Genomic DNA, 26,465 nt, shown 5'->3' on the forward strand with positions numbered 1-26,465 from the left:
TAACAAAACAATTCAGGACATTATTTTCAGATTTAAAAGAAATCTACACAAACAATCTAAGCTCTTTTTACTTACCAGTTTTAATGCTATGCCGACGCTTGGCTGATTACACAAGCAAATCAAATAATTTTCTTTTTGCTGTTTATTTCCGCATACATCTTAGGATTCCTTTTTGTGAATCTTTCTCAATTTGTTAAGATGACTATACCGAGGAAGTCATTCAATTTCTCATACACTGTTGACTCAATTTTGACAGAAAAGAAGTCCTTAGAAAGGTATACTTCCTTCGCTATTAAGTCGAATTTTACAGTGGTTGTTAGAATTGGCGAGACAGCCAAACGTTCAAATTAAACTTATTTATTATTTAAATTTAAGGATTTAACATACATGAATAGCGCTGAAATCATGGCTGACCTTTCATCTCATACGCCGATGATGCAGCAGTATCTCAAAGTCAAAACGGATTATCAGCATGCATTGCTGTTCTACCGTATGGGTGACTTTTACGAGCTATTCTTTGAAGATGCACACTTAGCAGCCAAACTTTTAGGGATTACCCTGACCCATCGTGGTAAAGCCAGCGGTCAACCTATTCCTATGGCTGGCGTTCCTTATCATGCAGCTGAAGGTTATCTCGCGCGTTTAGTCAAAGCTGGGCGTACTGTCGCGATCTGCGAACAAGTCGGTGAAGTTACAGGCAAAGGTCCTGTAGAACGTAAAGTTGTGCGTATTTTAACACCGGGAACCTTAACCGATGATGCGTTGCTCGGTAGTTACCAATCCTCAAATCTGGTTGCACTGTGTATTCAACAAAATCAGATTGGTTTTGCTTTGCTCGACTTGAGTGCAGGTATTTTTAAAGTTCAGCAACAAGACTATAAACCTGAACAGCTCCCAATCGAACTGGCTCGTTTAATGCCAAGCGAAATTTTGATCGATGAAGATCTAGTGGATCAAAATATTATTGAACAGATTAAGAAAAATCTGGACTGCCCTATTACCAAACGTCCAAACGTTGATTTTAATTTAAATAATGCACAAAAAACCTTATGTGATCAGTTTAGTGTTTCAACTTTATCTGGGTTTGGGCTAGATCCAATTCCCCTCGCGAAAGCAGCGGCAGCAGCGTTAATTCACTATGCAAAAGAAACCCAAAAAACAGCCTTGCCGCATATTCGTTCAATTCAAATTGAGCAAAGTACAGACTTCATTGCACTTGATCCAATCACACGTCGCAATTTAGAAATTATCGAACCGTTGTTTGATCATGGTACTTCGCTGTTCCAATTGATTAATGATTGCCAAACAGCGATGGGCGGACGCTTACTGAGCCGCACGTTAATGCAGCCTATTCGTGACACTGCTGTTTTAGATGCACGTCTTGATGCAACCGAGCAATTGTTAAAAGGCTACCATGAATCACCGCTTCGCTTAGTTTTAAAAGAAATTGGCGATATTGAACGTGTACTGAGTCGTGTTGCGCTCGGCAGCGCTCGTCCACGAGATTTGGTGCAACTACGTCAAGCTTGTGCACAGATCCCTTTCCTACGCCACGCCTTAGATCCTGTTTTAAAAACCCAAAAATCTAAGCTATTAATTCAATTAGATGAAGAACTTGGCGACTTTAAGAGTCTGCATCAACATCTGATGGCTGCAATTGTTGAAAGTCCGCCGGTATTGTTACGTGATGGCAATGTAATTGCAGAAGGTTATGATGATGAACTGGATGAGTTACGTAAAATTCGTGATCATGCTGGACAATTCTTGATTGACTTGGAAATTAAAGAGCGCGAACGTACGGGGATCAATACCCTGAAAATCGGCTATAACCGTGTTAGTGGTTATTATATTGAACTGACCCGTGCGCAGGCAGAACAAGCTCCAGCTGACTATATTCGTCGTCAGACTCTCAAAAATGCAGAGCGTTATATCACACCTGAACTCAAAGGTTTTGAAGATAAGGTCCTTTCTAGCGAGTCTCGTGCCCTCTCCCGTGAAAAGCTTTTGTTTGAATCATTATTAGATGAATTACGTCAAAACATTGCGCATTTACAAATGATGAGTGCTGCGATTGCCTATATTGATGTGCTTGCAAACTTTGCACATCAAGCTCGACTCAACAATTGGGCAAGACCCGAATATACCCCTGAAACCAGTATCAAAATTCAGGCTGGCCGCCATCCTGTGGTTGAAGCTTTAAATAAGGCACCTTTCACACCGAATGATACTTTCCTAGATGCACAGCATCGTATGGCAATTATTACAGGGCCAAACATGGGGGGTAAATCGACCTTTATGCGTCAGACTGCATTGATCAGTTTGCTCGCCTATTGCGGTAGTTTTGTACCTGCCAAGGCGGCAAAACTGGGATCAATTGACCGTATCTTTACTCGCATTGGTTCTGCAGATGATTTATCGACAGGCAAATCAACCTTTATGGTAGAGATGACTGAAACCTCACAAATTTTGCATCATGCAACCAGTCAATCTTTAGTGCTGATGGATGAAGTGGGTCGTGGCACCAGTACCTATGATGGTCTTTCTTTAGCTTGGGCCTGTGTGGTTGATTTAACCAAACGGGTGAAATGCCTCTGCCTATTTGCAACACATTACTTTGAGTTAACCGAATTGGGCGGTGAAGCTGGTATTGATAACTATCATGTTACCGCCCAAGAACTGAACGGCAATTTAATTTTGCTGCATAAAGTTCAACATGGCCCTGCCAGCCAAAGTCATGGTTTACAAGTTGCCAAGTTAGCAGGTATTCCAGCTAACGTGATTAAAGAGGCGCAAAAACGCTTAAAGATTCTGGAAAAGCAGCAACATCAACACTTACAGAGTAGTGTGCAGAATGATCTATTTAGTTCAGTTGAGCACGAGATCGAAACTCAAGTCGTTGAGAAAGTGATTGAGGTTGAAAAACCATCACCTGCTTTGGAGTTATTACACCAAATTGATGTTGATGATTTAACGCCACGTCAGGCATTAGAGCAACTCTATTCTCTAAAAGCCGCACTGAAATCTTAAATACACTTTTTGGAACAAGTTGCTCATTTCAGCTTGTTCCAAAACTATTTTCCTGTCTATTTTTGACTTAAATTAATCAAGTTAAAAAGACTAAATAGCTTCCTACTCAGTATCTAACTTAAGGGAAAAACACAATTAATATTCGGTTTAAGGTATTAGAACACTCAGAAATTGATCTGATCTGGCAACAGATTAGTCGACGTGAACTGATCACTCAAATGTATGTACAACAAAGCTCAGGTTTACAATTAATTGATTGTTTTTATGATGAGCAAAACTGGGATACCTATCATCTGGAAAATGACCCACCTTTGCTCAAAAAGTTGCATCAACAAGGAGCATTATGCGTAGGTGGATTTGATTCAGACAATCAACTCATTGCTGTACAGGTCGTTTCCAATCAGCATATTGCGGACTATCCTGAAGCCAAATTACTGCAATATTTTTATGTAGATGCCGATCATCAAGGTTTAGGTATCGGTACTCAGTTGATGCAGTCTGCTATCACATCAGCAAAGCAACTCAATGCGAAACAACTCTATATTTCTGCCACGCCAAGTAAACGCACTGTAGACTTTTACTTTAAGCAAGGGGCTCAGCTTTTAATACAACCTGATCTAGAATTATTCGAAAAAGAGCCTGAAGATATCCATCTACTCTATACACTTTAGTGTCTCTTGCATCAGGGTACCTGAGATTAACACCAATTGAATGCTAAAAGTTATGAATGAAACCATTTTCAGTGCCTTAATTGCATGTTTTAACTGAAAATAAAAATGAGATTCTGTCTCAATGATTGACCTAATCAAGCAGATAATCACATTTTTTTTAGCAAAAAACAGATACACCCTCTGAACATCTTATTTATTATCAATACATTAACTTATTTTTCATATGTATAAATAAACAATATCAATAAAAGCAATTGTTTGTTTACCCCTTTTTTGCCTACAATACCCCATTCCAAACAAAAAACCGTATTTTTAGGTAGCTGTCGCCATGACCTTTGTTGTCACTGAAAATTGTATTAAATGTAAATATCAAGATTGTGTTGAAGTTTGCCCAGTAGACTGTTTCTATGAAGGTCCAAACTTCCTTGTTATCAATCCAGATGAATGTATCGACTGTGCTCTATGTGAACCAGAATGCCCAGCAAATGCAATTTTCTCTGAAGATGAGTTACCAGAAGGTCAAGAAGTCTTTATCGAGCTCAACGCTGAATTATCAGAAAAATGGGCAGGAAATAACATCACGCAGATTGGTGAACAACCAGCCGACCGTGAAGAGTGGAATGGTAAGCCAGACAAGCTACAATATTTAGAAAAATAATTGAAAAGACCAGTTTTACTGGTCTTTTTTATACCTGAACCACACATTTCTTTGCAATTACATCATTATTCATGCGCTATTTTGCATTAAAATAGTACGCCTACAGATTTTGAACTGCCTTTTTATGATGCGAAATAAATTACAGGGTCTATTATCATTATTTATCATCCCTGTGATGATGGTGGGCTGTAGTAGCTCAACGACAAAAGTAAATCAAAACCAAGGTAAAAGAATTTACATTCCGCAAGAACAAGTTACTTTTACACGTCCGATTCCAAATAAAGTTGAACCTTCTTCATATCGCCAATGGCTAAATCAAGGTGAAAACTATGCTCGTGTGCGGGAATATGAACAATTTCTAACCCGCAACAATGTCGCACACATCATTCCAAGTTTTGAATTATTACGTACCGCACGTGACTGGCAAAAATGTGGTCGCTCTGAATATATGGTACCAAACCGTGAGTTATGGGGTAACTCCCTCTCAACACTCCGCGTATTTAAATATTTAATTGCAGCCAAAATCTTGACCGATTTTGAAGTGACTTCTGTCTATCGTGACTTACCGCTTAACCAATGTGCTGGTGGTGCTGGTTCATCAAAACATTTATTCAATTCGGCCATCGACTTCCGTATTGGGCCTGAATACCCGCAACCACAAGACTACGCCTATATTGAACAGACCAAGTTTAAGCTATGTCAGTTTTGGGCACAGCACGGTCAAAGTCTAGATTTAGGTATTGGTTTATATAGCTCTGGTCAGATCCATATTGATACCCAAGGCTATCGTACTTGGGGACCCGATCTTACCCGCAATAGTTCAATGTGTAATTTCTAAGCGAAATATCGCAATAAAAAGAGATCAAAATGATCTCTTTTTTGTTTCAATCATCCAGATTCATTCAGCAATAAAATTGCACTCTGAGCATAAATGTTTAAAATGCAGAGCTAACAAATTGGTAGGTAAACTTGATTATGCAACAGATGTGGACCGAGATTGATGACTATATCAATTCACATTTAATTCCCACAGACCCAAGACTTCAACATGCATTAGATAATACTGATACTCAGGGCTTCTCTAATCATTTGGCTGTTGCGCCTAATCAAGGCATGTTTTTGCAAATGCTGATTCAGATGAATCAATGCAAACGTGTATTAGAACTCGGTACATTCGGTGCATATAGCACCATTTGGCTTGCCAAGGCCCTACCTGAAGATGGTTATCTACTGACGGTTGAAGGACGTGATACGCACGTCATCATTGCGCAGGAAAATATTGATTATGCCAATATGCCGACCAACATCGAACTCAAAAAAGGTCGTGGTGCAGATATCATGAATCAGCTGATTGCTGAAGGCAGTGAAGCATTTGATTTGATATTTATTGATGCCGACAAGCAGAGCTACCGAGAATATTTTGAACTCAGTCTAAAACTGTCTCATCCAGGCACAATCATTGTATTAGACAATGTGATCCGTGCAGGTGCGATCATTGATGAAAATAACAAGAAACCAAGTATTGAAGGAATCCGTGAAGCATTCACCGCTTTGAAAGATCATCCTCAGTTGCTTTCTTGCACGGCTTTGCAAACGGTTGGTTCAAAAGGCCATGATGGTTTTGCCATTGCAATCGTAAAATAGAGATTAAAAAACAACCTATTTAATTTAGTTGTGTAATATCAACAAATTATATTTATCTCCAGTGCTTTTCCATACAGTTATCCACAGGAATTGCGGATAACTATATGGAATAAAATGAATCACTTAGCAACTAATAGTGGAACATTGGCATTACGGAAGATCGTCGTCGTGATACTACCTAAGAAGAATTGGTGAATTTTACTGTGGCTAAATGCACCTAATACAATCAATTGAATATCATGTTCTCGTTGATATTCAAGAATATTTTGTGCTACATCACCATAACGATAAACTGAGACCACATCCAAACCAGCATCAGTCAGATACTTTTCAGGTTCAGTCAACATTTCTGGGTGATCACCCACATAGAGCAAATGGCATTGCAATGTTTTCAACAAGTCACTTTGAGCAATGCGTTGCAACATCTTTTGGCAGGTCGGTGAATATTCATAAGCAAAGATAAAGCGTTTCGGTGGCTGGAAATGCTCCCCAACGGTAATCACCGTACAATTTGCACCACGGATAAAGTTTTCAACATTACTTCCAATCGGCTTGTTCTTCTCAGCAGCGCGCTCACCCACTCGACCGATAATCACCACATCATTTTCGTTGAGAAGATTAAAGCTTTGTTCTAGGAAGTCGCCTTTTTCCTGAATTTTGGTACTGCTTAGACCGTATTGTTTTTCGATCAACTCAGAAATGTGTTTGAGTAAATTATTACTATAATCGAGCGCTAACTCACTTTGTTTCTGTTCCAATTCTGCAAGTTCTTTGAGCAGCATGGCATTACTTTCAAAGCCAATCACGCCACTGATTTCACCTAAATGATAACTAGCTGGGTAATAGTCCAAGATTTGCAACAGTACCAACTCTCTTTGCGTTTGTTTCGCAACCCATACTGCTGCTTCCGCAACAGCGTCAATGCAGGGTGAAGAATCAATACATGCAATTACACGGTTCATTTTCGCCTCTCTCTAGGTATGTACCTTAGGTCTTCTACTTATTTTTAACTTAGCATAGATAAAAGCATGGTGGGTTAAATTTATGTATCGAATCTCATACGCTTTTTTAATCGCTTCGATAACGAATTAATTTTGCGGGGTTCCCAGCAACCACTGCATAATCCTCAACATTTTTGGTCACCATACTGTTCATTCCAACTACAGCATGATCGCCAATTTTGATTCCATCTTTAATTCCGACATGCGCTCCTAGCCAAACATCACGCCCAATCTCAATGCCTTTAGAAGTAACAGGTTGTTGATAGATCGCACGATCCATTTCCATGCCATGATCAAACGCATATAGATGACTATAAGCCGCAATTCGAACTTGATCATGTAACTTGATCCCGCTACGTCCCCCATCCAAAATGCAATGATGGTTAATTGCAACTTCATTGCCAATTTCTAAAGGACCATGCAAAGTACAATCAGCAGCAATAAAGGTATTATCTCCAATACTGATCTTGCGACCACGTTCAGCAAAGATATGAGCCAAGGGTGAAATAAAGCAGTTTTGACCAATTTCTACCGTTTCCATTTCCATCAGATAGGCTTGGTACTCGGCTTGCCATGCTTCAGCCCATTCGCGATGTTTGGGTTTTAAAGTCCAATATAACCACGGCATATAATTCAAACGCTGTTTATGCTGCTCTCGGTATTTTAATAAAGGATCATGCGTCATGTTCTTGTGCCTCTATGACTTTAAGCAATTCCCGTCCTCGACTCACATCCTGTAATTTCAACCTTAACGGTTCAATTTGATGCACTTGTAGTCGTGCTTCAATGATGACACCTGTTTCAGTATATTGTTCCTGATACTCGATCTGCTGCTGCATCAGCTCATATTGCATAATCGCCCATTCATTGAATAAACATGCAAAACGAATTTCCTTCTTTTCAATCAATTCAACTTTTTCAGCCAAGAGCAAACATTGTCCTGCGCAACCACCGTAGGCACGCACCAAACCACCTGTACCCAGTTTAATTCCACCATACCAACGATTCACCAATACAATCACATTGGTTAGATCATTACCTTCAATGGTGGCAAGTATTGGCCGCCCTGCTGTTCCTGAAGGCTCACCATCATCATTAAAACGAACGTGATGGCCTATCTTCCATGCCCAACATTGATGCGTCGTAGATAAGTCTTTATTGTCTTCTAAAAAAGTTTTCACTTGTTGTTCATTTTCAACAACTGCTGCAATCGCTTGGAAACGACTTTTTTTAATGTCTTCTTCAAAAGTTACCGAGCTGGCAAGGGTAAATGGCATAAAGCATAAATAAAAATTTAAAACGCGATTATAGCTTTTTACAGCACAAATAAAAAACCTCGCTTGATGCGAGGTTTTTTATTAACAGAAAATTAGCGTTCGCGTAAAGCTTCTTTGGCTTTATTAAACGGTTTCAGCAAGTAGTCCATAATGGTCTTTTGTCCAGTACGAATATCAACGGTTGCTACCATACCCGGTGTAATGCTAAATGCCTTACCGGCCTTATTATATAAACGATCAGAATCGGTACGAATATATACACGGTAATAGAACTGATCTTGCTTCACCTCATCACGAATAGTATCGGGTGAAATCACCGTCACTTTACCATCCAAACCACCATAGATTGAGTAATCATAAGCCGTGATTTTGACTAAAGCTTCTTGTCCAGGGCGAATGAAAGCGATATCACGCGGTGAAATACGTGCTTCAATCAGCAATTTATCCTCTAAAGGAACAATAGTCATCAACTTACCATTTTGGGGAATAACGCCCCCTAAAGTTGTGACATCAATTTCTTTCACCACCCCGCGTACAGGTGCTTTAAATACGGCACGTTCTAAACTGTCATTTCGACCATTCACCACTTGTTGCTGTGTCTGAATATCGGTATTCGCCTTAGACAATTCTTCACGTGCTTTCACATAATATTGATTTCGCGTGTCATTGATTTTATTGTTTAAATCATTGGCCTCACGTTTTAAACGCAGTACTTCAACTTCACTAGCCGCACCTTTTGCGACCAAAGGCTCTGTCATTGCCAATTCTTGCCGTACCAGTTTTGCTGCTTGCTCATATCCTTGGATTGACTGTTCCAGATTTTCACGGCGTGACAAATATAGAGCTGTTTCTTCTTGTACAAGTTTAGGACTCTTTTGCACTTCTTCAGGGAAGCTTAATGGAGAACCTGTCACTTCAGCACGTAAACGTGCGGCAGTCGCCTGTGCTGAAATCAATAATGACTTCGACTCCCCGACATTTGATGCAAGACGTGTTGGATCAAGTTGTGCAAGGATTTGCCCTTTTTCAACGACATCCCCTTCATTCACATCCAGTTTTGTCAAAATTCCACCTTCAAGCGATTGAATAATTTGCTCTTTCGAAGATGGAATGACTTTCCCCGTACCCGTTGAAACTTCTTCTAAATTAAATAGCCATGCCCAGATTAAGAGTGAAAGTAAACCAATCCCAATCATCCAAACAACGAGTGTCGAACGAGGTAACTTTGGCTCCTTATAAGTTACATTCATAGGACGACTGCTGCTTTGTTGTTGTTCACTCATAAATTTTCCTCAAAGTATTAAACTATTTTTTGTTTTATCGTTGATTGTTGTAAAACTTGTTCTACTGGACCATCCATGACGATTTTGCCTTCATTCATGACAATAATTCGGTCAACTAGCTCCAAAACGGCACGTCGATGTGTTGCAACAACTAAAGTCCGATAGCCTAACCAAGTTCTTAAATGATCAATCAATTGTTTTTCAGCCACATCATCAATCGCAGCTGTCGGTTCATCTAATAGCAAAATATTTGGCTGACGAATTAACAATCGCGCCAATAATAAGGCTTGTCGCTGACCACCAGAGAAACCAACGCCCCCTTCTAAAATTAAATGGTCTAGACCTTCTTTTTTCTCATGAACAAAACTAAGCGCTCCTGTGACTTTCAATGCCTTTAAAATATCTTCGTCACGAGCTAAGGGCGCACCCAGTGTTAAATTTTCGCGGATGGTGCCATAAAACAGATGTGAGTTCTGATTCAGCAACCCCATATCACGACGTACATCAGCTGGGTCAATTAGACTGATATCCAAATCATCTAAATGTACTGAACCTGCATTTGGAAATTGCATTGCCGATAAAATTTGTAAGAGTGTTGATTTACCTGCACCATTACGCCCTAAAATCGCAATCCGCTCGCCAGCACGAATTTTAAGATGAGGAATCGCAAGACTAGGTCGTGAATCATCTTCAGTATATTGGAAGGAAACATTTTTCAGCTCATAGTCACCATGTAATACTTCCTTATGCACCAAGTGCGCATGATCTGCCTGATCCACAGGTTTTTTCATCAGCTCATCAAGACCTTTTTTCGCCACCTTCGCTTGTTGTAAACGGCCTAAGATACCTGTGATCTGTGAAATTGGTGCTAGCATCCGTGAAGATAAAATCGAACAGGCCACCAAGGCACCTGTGGTCATCTCACCTTTCATTACGGCAAAACATCCAACCAGAATAACCGCTGCATAGGTTAAACCCTGAATTTTCTGTGTCCATGCCGTGAGTACACCTACAATCTTACGTTGTTGCATACTGATATCAGCAGACACTTCATTCATATGGTTCCACTGGTTTTGGAAACGAGATTCAGCGCGTAATAATTTAATATCCTCAATACCTTGTACTGCTTCGACTAAAATTGCATTACGAATCGAAGATTCACGCATCCCTTCTTGCGCCAGCTGTGCCAATTTTTTTTGCGCTAAAATCGCAGGCAAGATCATTAGAGGCACGACCAACAACATCACCCAAAATAAATTACCGCCAATAATTGCAAAGATAATCAGGAATAAAAAGAAGAACGGTAGATCTGCAATCGCCCCCATCGTTGTTGAGGTTACTAACTCACGAACACCTTCTAATTCACGAACTTGGGAAATAAAAGTTCCTGTTGATTTAGAGCGTTCGCTATTCTTAATTCGCAGCGCATGCCCAAACACCCGATCAGAAATACGTAAATCTGCACGTTTACCTATAATATCCGAGATATAAACCCGAGAAAGTCTTAACACAAATTCAAAAATAGCAGCAATCAGTACACCACCTGCCAATACCCAAAGCGTAGGAATAGACTGCGATGGAACCACTCGGTCATAAACTTGCATTGAAAAAATAATCGTCGCCAGAGCCAAAATATTGGCAATCATCGAGGCCAACATGATATCGATATAGCGTTTCCAGTCTTGTAATACAATTGACCAGAACCAACTTGGCTCATAAGGTTTTATATACTCATCAATACGTGCATCGGGGACAGACTGCTCGGGGCGAAGCACATATACATTTTTAATAATATGCTTTAGGGCCCCAACAGCAAATTTTTGAGATAAGCCTTGATCACCACTCAATTGAACACTGACATGACCTACACCATCTGCCTTATCAATAACGCCTACTTGACCATCTGCCAACTCTACAAGAACAGGCAATCGCCAAGGGTTAATCACTTCATTGGTAAAAGCAACCTTTCTGAGATTTAAACCAATCTGTCGGCTGATGAGCACCAAGACTTCATCCAAATTTTGGTTCTGGTTCCAGTCAAGTTGTAAACGAATTCGTTCCTCAGAGGGCTCAATTCGATAATGCTTGGCAATGGTTAAAATTGCTTGTAACCAAGGCTGATAGTTTATTTTTGTTGTAATCATGGCTGTACCTCAAATCCTTGGATTTTTATATTATTGAGGTCATAGGCTTGGCGAGAACGTCCTGTCGCAGCAATGTATTGAGCAATACTGCTGTAAATGTCATAACGTGCTGTTTCTGCCTCTGAATTCGCACTATGAATCGCCTGTTCTGCATTTAACAGATCGACCAGAGTTCGTGTTCCCAACTTATATTGTTCTTGATAAAGTTCTCGGGTTCGTATTGTTGTTGCTTGTTGTCCTGCCAAAACCTGCATTTGGCGTTGTTTATTTTCAATTTGTTCTCGGCTGGTTCGTATCTGATCCAACACCTTTAAATAAACCGCATTAACTTGTGCTTTTGCTGCCTCTTCAGCGAAACTCGCTGCCCTAGTTTTTGAAGATGTTGCTCCGCCTTGATAGAACTGGCTAGTTGCTTCAAACATTATGGCACTATCAAAGCCACCCTCTTTGTCATTGCCAGGGTTCCTACCGTGCAAAGCTTGACTCAGTTCTCCTTTTACAGATAGTGTCGGATAATTACTGATCTGTGTCTGTAACTTTTGATTACGTGCAACTTCAATTCCAGCCTGAGCAGCAATCATTTGCGGAATAGTATTGAATTGCGGTGCGGCATATAAATCAGACTGTTTCACGAAATCATCTGAAATTGCCCATTGTACATTTCGAGTATCAAACCCCAACAAAGTATACAAATGTTGCTGATATTGGCTGAGTAAGGATTGTTGAGCAATCATCGCTGATTGAGCAGATTGTAAATAGGATTGAGCCTGTATCGGGTCAGCCTGACTACTAATTCCCGCATTGGCACGCAGATTTGCCATCTCTTGGATACGCTTAATTCCTGCAATCTGCTGATTCGCAATTTGAATAAGCTTTTGATAACGCTGAATATTAACAATTGTTTGTGCAACATCTAATGAAATATCATCAATTTTCACTAACACATTGGCTTGTCCAACCACTACTTTAGCTTTTTCGACATCAACACCCGATTTAACTTTACCAAAATCATAAAGCATCTGTGCAGCACTTAAAGTGAGTAACTGTTGGCCCCGCGTACTTTTCTTGCCTAGATCGCCAGTACTAACGCCACCGCCAATTTGAGGATAATAGCCCGATTTAGCGACATCAATATTGGCATTTTGCGAAGCCAGAGCTGCAATCCCTTGAGAGATTTCAGGATTACGCTGTACCGCAATCTGTACTGCATCTTTGAGTACTTTCCTCTGATTCTGCCAGAAAGCGCTTGGAACTGTATCTACTTGAGGGCGGCCTGATCCAACTACAGGCAAATCACTACCAAGTGAGGCATCGACAGAAAAATTACTCAATTTCTGCATTTGTGCCACTTTAAATTCATCACTGCTTTGGGGTACAAAGAGCTTAGAAATATTGTTCTTTAAAGTGTGATACTGTTCACTCGGTGTTGTTGCATGTGTCATTGGTACAGACAGTGTTGCTACATAAAGTAACCACTTAAAATCCATACTTTTTTTCCATGATCCATTATTCACTTTTATATCGTTGTTCAAGTTCATATTTTTTTCGTATTGTTATCATTCAGCACTTTCATTTTAAGCATTTTTTTATCAAAAACACTACGTTCCACATACAATTTAGTCGCTAGATATGTGTGTATTTTTGTAAATCAGTTCACACTTTTATAGATTATGCCAAGATAATCAAACTTATAAAATATTTATCTATCAATATGTTATTTAAAAACCAACTTATTCCCATTTATATAATTTAAGATTTTTAAAATTTTGCCATAAAAAAAGAACCTGACGGTTCTCCTTTTAAAAGTGACAATCGGTTGATTTAAACGACGAAATCATCACCTAAATACACTTTACGCACTTGCTCATTATCTAAAATTTCTTGTGGCGTTCCTTCTGCAATCACTGAACCTTCACTCACAATATAAGCTTTTTCACAAATTGCTAAAGTCTCACGTACATTATGATCGGTGATCAGAACGCCAATGCCACGATCTTTAAGCGTTTGAATAATTTCTTTAATATCACCAACAGAAATTGGATCAACACCCGCAAATGGCTCATCCAGAAGCATAAACTTAGGATCGGCAGCCAAAGCACGTGCAATCTCGGCACGACGACGCTCACCACCAGATACACTCATACCAAGCGAATCTTTGATATGGTTGATTTTAAAGTCATTTAACAACTCGTTTAGACGCTGCTGACGTTGTTGTTTATTCAAATCTTTACGAGTTTCCAAAATTGCCATGATATTTTCAGCAATTGTCAGCTTTCTAAAGATTGATGCTTCCTGTGGTAAATAGCCAATCCCCTTACGTGCACGCTCATGCATCGCAAGGTCAGACAAATCAAGACTATCTAAATGAATCTCGCCTTTGTCCATTCGCACTAAACCAACCACCATATAGAAGCTTGTCGTTTTACCTGCACCATTTGGTCCAAGTAGCCCCACGATCTGCCCACTTTGCATGGTAAAAGAAACATCTTTTACCACCCAACGTTTACTATAGTTTTTAGCCAAGTGTTTGATACAAAGCGTCTGTGGCTGCTGCACTGATTGTTCCATTAATCACGCGCCCCTGGAAAAGTTTTTGAACTTGAAGGCGGAATAATAATTTGCACACGATTTGTTGAAGATCCTTGTGCCTCTACATCACCTTTATTCATACTGTATTTTAAGCTATTGCCACGAATGCTTGAGCCATCCTGATAAAGATATGCTTTACCTGTTAAGGTAAGAATACCTGTGTCTGCATTGTACACGATGGTCTGTGCTTCACCTCGGGCTAAGCCTTTGTTCGTGTCCATTTGCTGCTGAAACTTTGCTGGCTGGCCTTTGGCTGTAATGATCTGAATCTCTTTTTTGCTATTTAAATTTGCAACAAGTGAATCAGCTTGAAGCTTCATTGTGCCTTGTTCGATTACAACATTACCAGTATAGGTCGTAATACCTGTTTTATCGTTATAGGTTGCACGATCCGCAACCAATGAAAGCTGTTGGTTACGATCCGATGGCAAAGCAAAACTGGCCGCAGAAGAAAGTGTAACTACAGCAACACAGCTTAGTTGTTTAAGGAAAGTAGAACGAGATTTGAAATTAAGAACTTGGCGCATACTTTCCTCGAATTTTATAAAACTCATATTGACCATTATTTAAATTAGCCTTGAGACCCTGACTCACAAATTCAGCAGATGGTGATTGAACGATCACTTGGTGTTGTGTTTCAAGCTCTCTTGTTTTTGGATAACCTGTAAGTTCATCTGTATGAAACTCTAATTTGTTACCCTGATCGGACAGTTTCGTTGCAACAACATCTCCAAGCAAAATGACTTTACTATTATCATCATAGCCATTTGCTTGTTTTGCATAGAATGTTGCATCAGGTTTGCCCTGTTTGTACATAACCGCATTCAGCTGCTCAAGCATTGACGTTTTTTGTTGCATATCCTGCTGTAGCTGTTTAACTTCAGCTCGCATATACAAATTGCCCTGCTCGTCAGTTTGGGTTAAATGAACACCTTGCGCTGAATAGGTCATATTCTTTGCTGAATCAACATCCAATTTTTTTGCTTTGCCACTAAAATAATAATAGCCACCACTGATCGAAGCGACTACCACAGCAACAACATATAAAACTTTGGTATCCATAAACAGGGTTACCTAACCTTTGAGCCAATCAACACTCTATTAATGTGGTACAGCAAGATATTTTTCAAGAAGTTCTTGGTAAACACCTTTTGCCATCAACAACATATCGCATACTTCTCGTACAGCACCACGACCACCCATCGCTTGGGTCACTAAATTAGCACGACGACGTACTTCTTCATGTCCATTCGGCACAGTGACTTTCATACCAGCAATAGCAAACGCAGACAGATCAGGCCAATCATCACCCATATAAATACAATCTTCAGGTAATAAATTTAACTGAGCACACGCTTCACGCAATGCTAGCCCTTTGTCCTCGCGCCCTTGAAAGACGAGATCAACACCAAGATCAGACATCCGTTTTTCAACAATCTGACTTTTTCGACCTGTGATAATAATCACTTTCATACCCGCTTGTTGAACCAGCTTCATTCCCAAGCCATCTCGGATATCAAATGATTTAATCTCATCGCCTGAATTGGTTAATGTAACAAAGCCATCGCTTAAAATCCCATCCACATCAAGTACCAGTGCTTTTAAATGACGTGCTTGTTCTTGTAAAGCATAAGATGCCATGGCTTAATTTACTCCTGCCTGAATGAGGTCATGCATACTAATCACACCAATGACTTTATTGGTATCATCAACAACTACAAATTGATTCACTTTTCTCTCATGCATTTTTTCTAATGCTTTTACTGCACGAGCTTCTTGAGAAATCGTTAGTGGATTTTTAGTCATTACTTCAGAAACAGCCAGATTCACATTAAAACCTTGTTGCTGGTCAATCATACGACGTAAATCACCATCGGTAAAAATACCCAATAAGGTATCATTTTCATCAACAATCGTGGTTAAACCCAGACGTTTATCCGAAATTTCATATAACACTTTATTCATTGGTGTATCAGGTCGAACTTTAGGTAGTTCATCACCTGTATGCATTAGATGCTTAACATGCAAAAGCAAACGTTTACCTAATGCTCCTGCAGGATGTGAACGTGCAAAATCATCTGCGGTAAATCCACGTGCTTCCAATAGTGCAACAGCTAGAGCATCACCCAAAACTAAAGTTGCAGTTGTACTTGAGGTTGGTGCCAAACCAAGAGGGCACGCTTCATCTGCCTCGCCTAAGGTCAGGGCAACATCTGCATTTTGTGGCATCGGCCCTTTATCATCGCGACTAATGGTAATTAATGGCACTTCTAAATGTTTGATTAATGGCATCAACATCATAATTTCATCACTCTTCCCCGAGTTAGAAATTGCAATCAATACATCACCACGTACCAACATCCCAAGATCACCATGCCCAGCTTCGCCAGGATGCATAAAGAATGATGGAGTACCTGTCGAAGCAAAGGTAGCAGCCATTTTACGGCCAATATGACCAGATTTTCCCATACCCGTAATCACAACACGCCCTTTGCATTGTAAAAGTATCTCGCATGCAGCATCAAAACGTTCATCAATTTGTGCAGCAAGAACATCTATGGCTTGTTGTTCGACACGCAATGTTTCTAATGCGCTTTTCTGGAAATCTATGGCTTGTGACATATGAGTTTGACTCAAAATAATACTCTATCCACCTGATGGTAGATGATTTTAATCAAAAGAATGTTGCAGATTCTAGCATATTTGCACATCCTACACGTTTCTAAATGTATAAGTTTTCTTAGAAAATGAAGGAAAATAACGATTTCTTTTAGGTTCGCCTAGCCAACAAAAACACTATATTCGAGTAAAAAATAGATTCCACAATTTTATTTCATAACTTTAATCACCAACTTACTTTGACACTTCGGATTTCTTTATCTGAATATGCAATCACATTTGCCTGACCTGAGTTTTCAGAAATAGAAATACTGGAAACATAGTACTGAAACCCATTTCCCAGTTGTTGCCTAGCTAATTCTTTAGCTTTCTTTTCTGACTCTCCACTTCCTATTAAGATAAACATCCCAAGCATAAAGATGAATAGAAAAGCACTCGATAAAAAAGCTGATATTGGCTTCCCTGTTGGATAGCCAGACTGAGCGAATAACCTCAATACTTCTGGTGTAGAAAGCTGACGATAAACCCAAATAAGCAATAAGAAAAAAATAACAATGAACAGAAATGTGCCTAATGCAGACCAAACATTGAGTTTTAATTTAAGGAGCAACAAGTCAAAAGGCATTAATAGGCTTACCCCTACAACAATCCCAATTAACATAATAGAAAAAAATACACTAAACCATCTTGCTATACGTGCAGTTTTTATACTCCCCTTGATCAGAAAAATTCCAATAATCACAGAAAAAATATTAAAACTTGATGAATATGCAATTTTATTTATTATGCAATAGAGCATCAAAATGATATCAAGAATACCGATCACAAATAATACAATACCGACCTTCTTAAAAGGATTTTGTGTAGAATGCATATAATTCTTAATCACTACAAATTTTATAAGCATCTTGATTTATAGCAGATTGATTTTCAAATTAAATTTTTACTCTGTTTACGATGTTTCACTCAAATTGCTTAATTTTACTTATCCTTTTCAAAGTCCCACAATGATTTCAGACAAACTACACTCATCATAGACACGAAAAAACTATCTTATGCCTCATCTTTTTTCTACTGATAACTTTATGAAATATGGTGCATACGTTATGATGAATAACGATTTTTGTAGAGTGTTTGAAAACCCTTATGCAACCTTTTGTTCTATATAATTCTGAGCAACGTAAAAAAGTTGAATTTGTCCCACGCAAAGAAGGTCAAATCGATATGTATGTCTGTGGTATGACAGTTTATGACTACTGTCATATCGGGCACGCTCGAGTTATGGTTGCATTTGACTACATCATTCGCTTCTTACGTAGCCAAGGCTGGAAAGTTCGCTATATTCGTAACATTACCGACATTGATGACAAGATCATTGCGCGTGCAAATGAAAATGGTGAAAGCATTCAACAGCTCACTGCACGCTTTATTGATGCAATGAACGAAGATGCAGCTAATTTAGGCTGTGCCGAACCTGATGAAGCGCCTAAAGCGACTGAATATATTGATCAAATGCAAAATATGATCGGCACATTAGTCGATAAAGGTGCTGCTTACCCTGCTGCTAATGGTGATGTCTATTTTGAAGTAACAAAATTCGATAAATATGGTCGTTTATCAGGCCGCAAACTTGATGACATGCAAGCAGGTGCATCTGAGCGTGTCGATGTAGAAGTACAAAAGAAACATCCTTTTGACTTTGTACTATGGAAACATGCCAAAGAAAATGAACCTGCTTGGGTATCACCTTGGGGCAATGGCCGTCCAGGTTGGCATATTGAATGTTCTGCAATGTCAACCTGCTGCCTAGGCAATCATTTTGATATTCATGGTGGTGGTTCAGATCTGATGTTCCCGCACCATGAAAATGAAATCGCACAAAGTGAGGCATCGACTGGCGAACAATATGTAAACTATTGGATGCATGTTGGTTTCATCAATGTAGATGGCGAGAAAATGTCTAAGTCTTTAGGCAATTTCTTTACCATTCGCGATGTCATGGAGAAATTCCATCCAGAAGTGATTCGCTACTTCATCGTGTCTTCACATTATCGTAGTCCAGTCAACTTCTCCGATGTGGCCCTAAAAGAAGCTAAAACCGCTCTGAGCCGTTTTTATCATTCATTTAAAGCATATCAACAGGTATATGGTCAAACAACTGTTGGTACCTTAGAGCAGGGCTTTGTTGAACGTTTTAACAATGCCATGTGTGATGACTTCAATACAGCTGAAGCAATGGCTGTACTTTTTGAACTGAATAAAGAACTAAACCGTGCGGTGAAAGATGAACAAGCTGAACAAGCCAAGCTGCTTTACTCTACCCTACGCCATTTAACTGACATTCTTGGCTTGGTTCAGCATGATGTAGATGAATTCCTTAAATCAGATATTGGTCAGGAAGCACTTACCCTGTCCGATGCTGAAATTGAAAATTTTATTCAACAGCGTGTTGATGCGAAAAAAGCCAAAGACTTTGCTCAAGCCGATGGCATTCGCCAGTCATTATTGGATCAAGGTGTGGTTTTAGAAGATACGCGTCAAGGTACAATCTGGCGACGTGCTGATTAATTAAACACTTAGCATTATAAAGAGTTGACACTTGAATGAAACTCTCTATAATGCGTCCTATTGCGGGAATAGCTCAGTTGGTAGAGCATAACCTTGCCAAGGTTGGGGTCGGGAGTTCGAGTCTCCTTTCCCGCTCCAGATTCAAAAAAGCCCTTATCGAAAGATGAGGGCTTTTTTCTTATGTGCATTACCCACCCAAAAGTAAGACAAACTTTACACATCTAATTTAATGTAATACTATAACATAACATTAAATATGGAAACTCAACATGAAAGTTTGCTCATCCCTTAAAAGCGCAAAGCACCGTAGCCCTGATTGCCAGATTGTAAAACGTCGCGGCAAGTTATTTGTCATCTGCAAATCCAATCCTCGCTTCAAAGCAAGACAAGGTTAACTTGTCTTGCTTTACCAAAGGTTAAACAACCCTTACATTCCCTTACTACCATTTCTCCTTTAAATTTCATAACTTAGATATTACTGTTTTCACGAGGTTATATCTAAGATGAAAAAATCACTAATCGCAATTTCTTTGGCATCTATTTTTCTAGTTGCATGTAACAAAGCAGAAACCCCTAAAACAGATGAACAAACCCCTCCTGCAACCACAACAGAAGCAACATCTGAAGTCGTTGCTGATAGTGCACATACAGCAGAAAACTCACTAGACTGGAATGGCACATACAAAGGTGTTCTGCCTTGCGCAGATTGTGAAGGGATCAAAACTGAGCTTGAACTCAACCAAGACAAAACTTATGAGTTAAAAGAAACTTATTTAGGCAAAGGTAATGGTAAAGCATTTGAAAGCAAAGGTAGTTTTAGCTTTGATAGCACCAACACCTCTATCATTGAGTTAGACAAAGCTGGTGATGGCCGTAAGTACTTCGTTGCTGAGGGTTACTTGAAAGCCTTAGATATGGAAGGCAAAGAAGTTACTGGTGAATTAGCCGACAAATACGAACTTAAAAAAGAAGCTGAATAATCAGTGACGCCTTAAAAATCCATGAGTCAAAATGAGATTTTAGCAGGCAATAAAAAACCCAGTCATCATGACTGGGTTTTTTTAGAAGATACGAATTACTTCGCAGCAGCTTGAGCAGCAGCAACTTCTTCTGCAAAGCTCATTTCAGCTTTCTTCTCAATACCTTCACCCACTTCGAAACGAGTGAATTGAGCTACAACAGTACCAGTTGCTTTTAATACATCAGCAACTTTCTTGTCGTTATCAATAACATACATTTGACGATCAAGAGCAACTTCGTTCAAGTATTTGTCAACTGAACCAGTTACCATTTTCTCAACGATGTTTGCAGGCTTACCAGATTCTAAAGCTTTCGCTTCAGCAATTTCTTTCTCTTTAGCGATCAAGTCAGCTGGAACAGCTTCAGCATTTACAGCAACTGGGTTGAACGCAGCAACGTGCATTGCAATACCTTTACCAGTGTCAGCATCACCTGTGTAAGAAACAACAACACCGATTTTTAAACCGTGCTTGTAAACAGCCAAGTTTTCGCCTTCAACGATTTGAGCGCGACGAACTTGAATGTTTTCACCAATTTTTTGAACAAGTGCAACACGAGCTTCTTCTACAGTCGCACCGTCTTCAAGCTTAAGTTCAGCAATTTTCGCAGCATCAGTTTCGCCAGCAGCAAGCGCAGCAGCAGCAACTTTATCAGAGAAGTTTTTGAAGTTTTCGTCTTTAGCAACGAAGTCAGTTTGACAGTTAACTTCAACAAGAATTGCTTTGTTACCGTTTTGAATAATAGTGATCGCGCCATCAGCAGCAATGTTACCTGCTTTTTTAGCAGCTTTTGCTTGACCTGATTTACGAAGGTTATCAATCGCAAGTTCGATGTCACCGCCTGCTTCTGTTAATGCTTTTTTGCATTCCATCATTGCAAGACCAGTACGGTCACGTAATTCTTTTACCATGCTCGCAGTAACTGCAGTCATGTTGATCTCCTAAAATCGGTAGAAAATAAATCTGTTCAACAAAAACGGCCCAAAGAATCTCTGGGCCGTTTGCAATCTCGACGCTTTAATTTGCCACCATTACATGTCGCAAAAATGACAAGCTTGCGTCAAAACGCATTAAGCCTCAGAAGCGTCTTTAGCAGCGTCGTCGCCTTTAGCTTGTGCATTTGCTTGTGATTGAGCATATTCTTTACCAGCAAGAATCGCATCAGCCATAGCAGAAGCATATAAAGTAACTGCACGGATCGCATCGTCGTTACCCGGAATAACGTAATCAACGTTGTCTGGGTTAGAGTTTGTATCAACGATACCGATTACAGGAATACCTAAGTTTTTCGCTTCTTTGATTGCAATCGCTTCGTGATCAACGTCGATTACAAATAATGCGTCAGGTAAACCACCCATGTTCTTAACGCCGCCTAAAGCACGTTCAAGTTTTTCCATCTCACGAGTACGCTCTAAAGCTTCACGTTTAGTAAGCTTAGCAAAAGTACCATCTTGAGATTGAGTTTGAAGATCTTTTAAACGGTTGATAGATTGGCGAAGTGTTTTCCAGTTCGTCAACATACCACCTAACCAACGGTGATCTACATATGGTTGACCAGCGCGTTGAGCTTGTTCACGGATGATGTTAGAAGCAGCTCGTTTTGTACCAACGAACAATACTTTGTTCTTTTTGCTCGCCAAGTTGTTAACGAAGTTCAAAGCATCATTTAACGCAGGAACAGTGTGCTCAAGGTTGATGATGTGAATTTTGTTACGCGCGCCAAAAATGTATTGACGCATTTTTGGGTTCCAGAAACGAGTTTGGTGACCAAAGTGTGCGCCTGCTTGAAGAAGGTCGCGCATGCTTACGTTGTAATCTGCCATTTTCTTTACCTTAAAGTTTGGGTTAGGCCTCCATATATCCGCATTCTCCACCTATTGCTAGGCACCCAGAGTAATGTGTCGATATATGTGCGGATTTTTTTACGACTATTGTTATCAAATATCTTCGTAAAATATATTCACGAAAAGCATTTGATAAAATAGGCGGCTATTTATACCATAGACGCTTGCAAATTACCAAAAGTTTTTAGAGATCATGAATACAACTTATACGGCCCCTCGTCGATTAATCAAAACACCTGAAGAAATTGAAAAGATGCGTGTTGCAGGGAAATTGGCGGCTGAAGTTCTAGACATGATTAAACCGCATATTAAAGCGGGTGTGAGCACACTAGAACTCGATACAATCTGTCGCAATCATATTGAAAATGTTCAACACGCGATTCCTGCATGTGTGGGCTATGGTGCTGCACCAGGCCGCCCTGCATTCCAACATTCTATTTGTACTTCGGTTAACCATGTGGTTTGTCATGGTATTCCATCTGAAAATAAAACCTTAAAGAACGGCGATATTCTTAACATTGATGTAACAGTCATTAAAGATGGTTATCACGGCGACACCAACATGATGTATATCGTGGGTGGTGAAACTTCAATTCTAGCCAATCGTTTATGTTCAGTGGCTCAGGAAGCGATGTATCGGGGTATGGCAACGGTTAAAGATGGTTCATATCTGGGTGATGTCGGCTATGCAATTCAACAATATGTAGAATCTGAACGCTTTAGTGTTGTGCGTGAATATTGTGGGCATGGGATCGGCAATGTATTCCATGATGAGCCACAAGTTCTGCACTATGGCCAAAAAGGTACGGGTATGCGTCTAGAGGCTGGCATGACCTTTACGATTGAACCAATGGTCAACGCAGGTGTTTGGCAGACTAAACTTTTAGGTGATAAGTGGACGGTTGTCACAAAAGATCACAAGTTATCTGCTCAATACGAACATACCATTTTGGTAACACAAACAGGAATCGAAGTTTTAACTGCTCGCCCTGAAGAAGATCTATCACGTTTTATGTAATTCATAATTCTTGAATTATTTTTAAAAAGTCACTTCGGTGGCTTTTTTTATCTCTTCACAATTCCTTCATCAATTTATTTAAAGCAAACAATTTTTTTCATAAGAATAACAATTATAAAATTTAACTAAACAAAGCCTGTCGAAAAATAGCGTTATGGTGAGCGCAAGAAAAATCCTAAAAACGTTTTGGACATGGAGTCCCACGATGATGAAGAAATCATTCGCTTGCCTGATTACAGGCATATGTGCCCTACCGACACTTACTTTCGCAGACTCACCTTATTTTAGTCTGAAAGATGGTGATGGGTTTAAACGCTTTTCAGTTTCTGCTGGTTGGTTACATGCCATGCCACAAGGATCTGCAAATCCAGTCAATATCAATACGAGTGTGGCGGAAGGAACTAAATCTAAAGTTGGTTCGGTAACAGCAGACTCTGTATTAAATGCAATTGATCGTTCTACCGAAGAAGGTCAAACCAAATACAATACTTTATCAACGTTACTTAACACACCTATTGTTTCAAATGTTATTTCAGAGAAGATAGATGGTGTTACCTATCTAAGAAGTAATATTTCTGGTGAAGCTACTATTAATGGACTATCTAACTGGCAAGCTCAAGGAACGGGCTTAGAAGCCGATAATGTGGACACTGTTGGCATTATGGCTAACTACCATTTTACCGATAATCTTTCTTTAGAAGTAAAAGCTGGTATCCCGCCGAAAGTTGATATTAAAGGAAAAGGTCAAATTTATGCACCGTTATCAGGTGTAGATAAACCATCAGGTATAGGTTCTATTCTAGGTGATATTCCTTTGAAACAGGACATCCATATCACAGATTTAACCCAAGGCGATAAAGCTGCAACTGCACGTGCTTGGCTACCTGCTGTTGAGCTCCACTACCAGTTTGGTAAATCTGGGGTGAATAAGTTCCGACCTTATGTCGGTGCGGGTGTCATGTATGCCTATTTTAATGATTTAAAAATCAACTCAGGGATTGAATCGGATCTCATTAAAGCAGGTCATATGATCCAGAATATTCATGATGGCAAAGCAGGTGCAGCCTTAGATGGTAAAACATCATCAGCAGACCCTGTAGTTAAACTCAAAGCAACAGACACCTTTGCCCCAATTGTAACCGTAGGTGCAACTTATGACTTTAACCCAAACTGGTTTGCTGTCGGGTCTGTTTCTTATTCAAAAATGAACAATGAGGCTAAAATCTCTGTGACAGACCGCAACACTGGTAAAGAGTTGATTCGTGCCAATACTAAAATTGATATTGATCCACTGATTACCTATGTCGGGGTGGGCTACCGTTTCTAGATTTCAATTGATAAAAAAGCAGCGAGTGCTGCTTTTTTATTGTGCTGCCTTTCAAAGCATCGTGATCAAAAATCACGCACTACGAGAACGCAATTTTCACAAGATTGTCTGACATAGAAACCTTTTACTTACTCCCCCACATTGATAACAATGTTCTTATTCAGCTTAATCCTCTTATAAATACCTTGATGATTAACATTTTAAATTATTCATTTGGTTAATTTATTTTTCTGGCATGGCACTTGCTATATATCAAGCACATTGAATCAACGATGATTCATAAACCAATTTGATGACGGCCAACGGCGTCCGTTCTGTTCGATTTGCTTAAGCAGCGTAATGACTAAGCAAAATAAATGACGTGCAGTTCAGGAGAAAGTTATGTCTTCACCAATGAATATTGATGCAAAAAAAGCCACTGAAATAAAATTATTTAGCTTTTCCACACCTGCCATGCGTGCCTTCCATATGACATGGCTGGCATTCTTCGTATGTTTCTTCGCATGGTTTGCCTGCGCTCCCCTCATGCCTGTTATCAAAGGCGAGTTCAATTTAACCAAAGACCAAATCGCTAATATCAACATTGCAGCCGTTGCGATTACCATCTTAATTCGACTCATTGTTGGCCCACTTTGTGATAAATACGGCCCACGCAAGACTTATACCGCTCTTTTATTGCTCGGCAGTATTCCCGTTTTTGGTGTTGCAGCCGCCAATACCTATGAATCATTCCTGTTCTTTCGCCTACTCATTGGAGCAATTGGCGCGAGCTTTGTGATTACTCAATACCATACCAGTGTGATGTTTGCACCAAATGTAGTGGGTACTGCCAATGCTGCTTCTGCGGGTTGGGGAAATGCGGGTGGTGGTGCAACTCAAGCCATCATGCCTTTAATTCTTGGTGCTATCGTCATGTTTGGTGTAGAACAAGCAATGGGGTGGAGAATCGCATTACTTGTACCAGGCATCATGATGTTAATTGTGGGTGTTCTGTATTGGAAACTTACTCAAGATTGCCCACAAGGAAACTTTAAAGAATTGCGTGAGCAAGGTATCGATGTTGGGAACGGTAAAAAAGGTGGTGTTGCCATTCTAATGCAAGCTGCACGTAATTACCGTGTTTGGATTCTATTTGTGTCTTATGCTGCATGTTTTGGTATTGAGATTTTTATTCATAACATCGCTGCAATGTACTATGTCGATCACTTCAACATGGGACTCAAAGAAGCAGGTCTAACTGCAGGTATTTTCGGTCTGCTCGCCTTGTTCGCCCGCGCACTTGGTGGTTATCTTTCAGATAAGGTTGCAATTTCTAATGGCTTGGATGGTCGAACTAAAGTCTTGTTTATCCTGATTTTATGTGAGGGTTTATTCCTGATTTTATTCTCACAAATGAATACCTTAGCACTTGCCATTATCAGCATGACCGTTTTTGCTTTATTTACCCATATGTCTTGTGGTGCAACCTATGCCCTTGTTCCTTTCATTGATCGTAATGCTTTAGGTGGTGTCGCAGGTATCATTGGTGCAGGTGGTAATGTTGGGGCTGTTGCGGCAGGCTTTTTGCTCAAAGGCTTACTGGACATACAAACCTGCTTAATGATTTTAGGTACTCTAGTGACTGTAGCTGCATTCAGTGTCATCTTGATCCGCTTCTCAGTCGAGCATAAAGCCAAAGAACAACAACTGTTTGAACAGGCCGTACTCGAACGCAATTCTCTTGCTTAATTATATCAACCTCAGTGTGGGATAACTTATCCCACACGCACTTTAAAT

25 protein-coding genes and 1 tRNA gene are annotated in these 26,465 nt (G+C 39.8%); 12 read left to right on the forward strand and 14 right to left on the reverse strand.

Features of this window, described 5'->3' with window-relative positions; translation table 11 throughout:
- The first annotated feature begins 387 nt into the window (after window positions 1-387).
- The 5 genes from mutS to NDN11_RS12320 all read left to right on the forward strand — a co-directional run bounded on the left by mutS (window position 388) and on the right by NDN11_RS12320 (window position 6,000).
- Window positions 388-3,027 (forward strand): DNA mismatch repair protein MutS, encoded by a 2,640-nt coding sequence (gene mutS / locus NDN11_RS12300; RefSeq protein WP_251109806.1) that lies wholly within the window; start codon window positions 388-390, stop codon window positions 3,025-3,027.
- 134 nt (window positions 3,028-3,161) lie between these two features.
- Window positions 3,162-3,698 carry a GNAT family N-acetyltransferase gene (locus NDN11_RS12305; protein WP_251111543.1) on the forward strand — a complete coding sequence of 179 codons (537 nt, stop codon included), beginning with the start codon at window positions 3,162-3,164 and terminating at the stop codon, window positions 3,696-3,698.
- Between the two features lie 328 nt (window positions 3,699-4,026).
- Window positions 4,027-4,356, forward strand: coding sequence for a ferredoxin FdxA (gene fdxA, locus NDN11_RS12310; protein ID WP_004652744.1), 330 nt, complete (start codon window positions 4,027-4,029; stop codon window positions 4,354-4,356).
- A 124-nt stretch (window positions 4,357-4,480) separates the two neighbouring features.
- Window positions 4,481-5,194 carry a D-Ala-D-Ala carboxypeptidase family metallohydrolase gene (locus NDN11_RS12315; RefSeq protein ID WP_216076276.1) on the forward strand — a complete coding sequence of 238 codons (714 nt, stop codon included), beginning with the start codon at window positions 4,481-4,483 and terminating at the stop codon, window positions 5,192-5,194.
- A gap of 137 nt (window positions 5,195-5,331) precedes the next feature.
- A complete protein-coding gene (locus NDN11_RS12320; RefSeq protein ID WP_005183472.1) occupies window positions 5,332-6,000 on the forward strand; it encodes an O-methyltransferase in 669 nt (222 codons plus the stop codon).
- Between the two features lie 119 nt (window positions 6,001-6,119).
- Here NDN11_RS12320 and NDN11_RS12325 read toward each other — a convergent pair whose 3' ends face one another.
- The 12 genes from NDN11_RS12325 to NDN11_RS12380 form a co-directional block, all read right to left on the reverse strand.
- Window positions 6,120-6,962, reverse strand: coding sequence for a universal stress protein (locus tag NDN11_RS12325; RefSeq protein ID WP_167249065.1), 843 nt, complete (start codon window positions 6,960-6,962; stop codon window positions 6,120-6,122).
- A 106-nt stretch (window positions 6,963-7,068) separates the two neighbouring features.
- The gene (locus NDN11_RS12330; protein ID WP_251109807.1) at window positions 7,069-7,686 is read right to left on the reverse strand and encodes an acyltransferase; all 618 of its coding nucleotides are present in this window, start codon (window positions 7,684-7,686) and stop codon (window positions 7,069-7,071) included.
- On the reverse strand, window positions 7,676-8,278 hold the full coding sequence (locus tag NDN11_RS12335; RefSeq protein WP_167249061.1) for an IMPACT family protein: 603 nt from the start codon (window positions 8,276-8,278) through the stop codon (window positions 7,676-7,678). Before NDN11_RS12335 ends, NDN11_RS12330 begins: the two co-directional genes overlap by 11 nt.
- A gap of 92 nt (window positions 8,279-8,370) precedes the next feature.
- Window positions 8,371-9,561, reverse strand: a complete 1,191-nt coding sequence (locus NDN11_RS12340) for an HlyD family type I secretion periplasmic adaptor subunit (protein WP_167249059.1) — start codon at window positions 9,559-9,561, stop codon at window positions 8,371-8,373.
- 17 nt (window positions 9,562-9,578) lie between these two features.
- Window positions 9,579-11,702, reverse strand: a complete 2,124-nt coding sequence (locus tag NDN11_RS12345; protein WP_167249515.1) for a type I secretion system permease/ATPase — start codon at window positions 11,700-11,702, stop codon at window positions 9,579-9,581.
- On the reverse strand, window positions 11,702-13,192 hold the full coding sequence (locus NDN11_RS12350) for a TolC family protein (RefSeq protein WP_251109808.1): 1,491 nt from the start codon (window positions 13,190-13,192) through the stop codon (window positions 11,702-11,704). Before NDN11_RS12350 ends, NDN11_RS12345 begins: the two co-directional genes overlap by 1 nt.
- A 334-nt stretch (window positions 13,193-13,526) precedes the next feature.
- Complete coding sequence (lptB, locus tag NDN11_RS12355; RefSeq protein ID WP_167249055.1) at window positions 13,527-14,273, reverse strand: LPS export ABC transporter ATP-binding protein; 747 nt, start codon at window positions 14,271-14,273, stop codon at window positions 13,527-13,529.
- Window positions 14,273-14,821 (reverse strand): lipopolysaccharide transport periplasmic protein LptA, encoded by a 549-nt coding sequence (gene lptA, locus NDN11_RS12360; protein WP_251109809.1) that lies wholly within the window; start codon window positions 14,819-14,821, stop codon window positions 14,273-14,275. The genes lptB and lptA overlap by 1 nt, the downstream gene beginning before the upstream one ends.
- Complete coding sequence (gene lptC, locus NDN11_RS12365) at window positions 14,805-15,356, reverse strand: LPS export ABC transporter periplasmic protein LptC (RefSeq protein WP_167249051.1); 552 nt, start codon at window positions 15,354-15,356, stop codon at window positions 14,805-14,807. The genes lptA and lptC overlap by 17 nt, the downstream gene beginning before the upstream one ends.
- A gap of 39 nt (window positions 15,357-15,395) precedes the next feature.
- Window positions 15,396-15,935 (reverse strand): KdsC family phosphatase, encoded by a 540-nt coding sequence (locus NDN11_RS12370; RefSeq protein ID WP_016163100.1) that lies wholly within the window; start codon window positions 15,933-15,935, stop codon window positions 15,396-15,398.
- 3 nt (window positions 15,936-15,938) lie between these two features.
- Window positions 15,939-16,916, reverse strand: a complete 978-nt coding sequence (locus tag NDN11_RS12375) for a KpsF/GutQ family sugar-phosphate isomerase (RefSeq protein ID WP_167249050.1) — start codon at window positions 16,914-16,916, stop codon at window positions 15,939-15,941.
- Between the two features lie 223 nt (window positions 16,917-17,139).
- Window positions 17,140-17,787, reverse strand: coding sequence for a hypothetical protein (locus NDN11_RS12380; protein WP_251109810.1), 648 nt, complete (start codon window positions 17,785-17,787; stop codon window positions 17,140-17,142).
- 272 nt (window positions 17,788-18,059) lie between these two features.
- Between NDN11_RS12380 and cysS the strand changes: the two genes are divergently transcribed.
- The 4 genes from cysS to NDN11_RS12400 all read left to right on the forward strand — a co-directional run bounded on the left by cysS (window position 18,060) and on the right by NDN11_RS12400 (window position 20,461).
- Window positions 18,060-19,481 (forward strand): cysteine--tRNA ligase, encoded by a 1,422-nt coding sequence (gene cysS / locus NDN11_RS12385; RefSeq protein WP_251109811.1) that lies wholly within the window; start codon window positions 18,060-18,062, stop codon window positions 19,479-19,481.
- Window positions 19,482-19,543: 62 nt separating this feature from the next.
- A tRNA-Gly gene (locus NDN11_RS12390) sits at window positions 19,544-19,619 on the forward strand.
- A gap of 131 nt (window positions 19,620-19,750) precedes the next feature.
- Window positions 19,751-19,876 carry a type B 50S ribosomal protein L36 gene (ykgO, locus tag NDN11_RS12395; RefSeq protein ID WP_005183685.1) on the forward strand — a complete coding sequence of 42 codons (126 nt, stop codon included), beginning with the start codon at window positions 19,751-19,753 and terminating at the stop codon, window positions 19,874-19,876.
- A 108-nt stretch (window positions 19,877-19,984) separates the two neighbouring features.
- On the forward strand, window positions 19,985-20,461 hold the full coding sequence (locus NDN11_RS12400; protein ID WP_251109812.1) for a copper resistance protein NlpE: 477 nt from the start codon (window positions 19,985-19,987) through the stop codon (window positions 20,459-20,461).
- Between the two features lie 95 nt (window positions 20,462-20,556).
- Here NDN11_RS12400 and tsf read toward each other — a convergent pair whose 3' ends face one another.
- A complete protein-coding gene (gene tsf / locus NDN11_RS12405; protein WP_167249042.1) occupies window positions 20,557-21,432 on the reverse strand; it encodes a translation elongation factor Ts in 876 nt (291 codons plus the stop codon).
- Between the two features lie 138 nt (window positions 21,433-21,570).
- Window positions 21,571-22,323 (reverse strand): 30S ribosomal protein S2, encoded by a 753-nt coding sequence (rpsB, locus tag NDN11_RS12410; RefSeq protein WP_004652723.1) that lies wholly within the window; start codon window positions 22,321-22,323, stop codon window positions 21,571-21,573.
- 214 nt (window positions 22,324-22,537) lie between these two features.
- On the opposite strand from rpsB, the gene map reads away from it, so the two are divergent.
- The 3 genes from map to NDN11_RS12425 all read left to right on the forward strand — a co-directional run bounded on the left by map (window position 22,538) and on the right by NDN11_RS12425 (window position 26,417).
- The gene (gene map / locus NDN11_RS12415; RefSeq protein ID WP_005202497.1) at window positions 22,538-23,362 is read left to right on the forward strand and encodes a type I methionyl aminopeptidase; all 825 of its coding nucleotides are present in this window, start codon (window positions 22,538-22,540) and stop codon (window positions 23,360-23,362) included.
- Window positions 23,363-23,567: 205 nt separating this feature from the next.
- On the forward strand, window positions 23,568-24,689 hold the full coding sequence (locus NDN11_RS12420) for an OmpW/AlkL family protein (protein ID WP_251109813.1): 1,122 nt from the start codon (window positions 23,568-23,570) through the stop codon (window positions 24,687-24,689).
- Window positions 24,690-25,070: 381 nt separating this feature from the next.
- Entirely contained in the window at window positions 25,071-26,417 is a 1,347-nt protein-coding gene (locus NDN11_RS12425; RefSeq protein ID WP_251109814.1) for an MFS transporter, read from the forward strand.
- Window positions 26,418-26,465 lie beyond the last annotated feature (48 nt).

It is taken from the genome of Acinetobacter sp. C26M (genome assembly GCF_023702675.1).
Lineage (GTDB): Bacteria > Pseudomonadota > Gammaproteobacteria > Pseudomonadales > Moraxellaceae > Acinetobacter.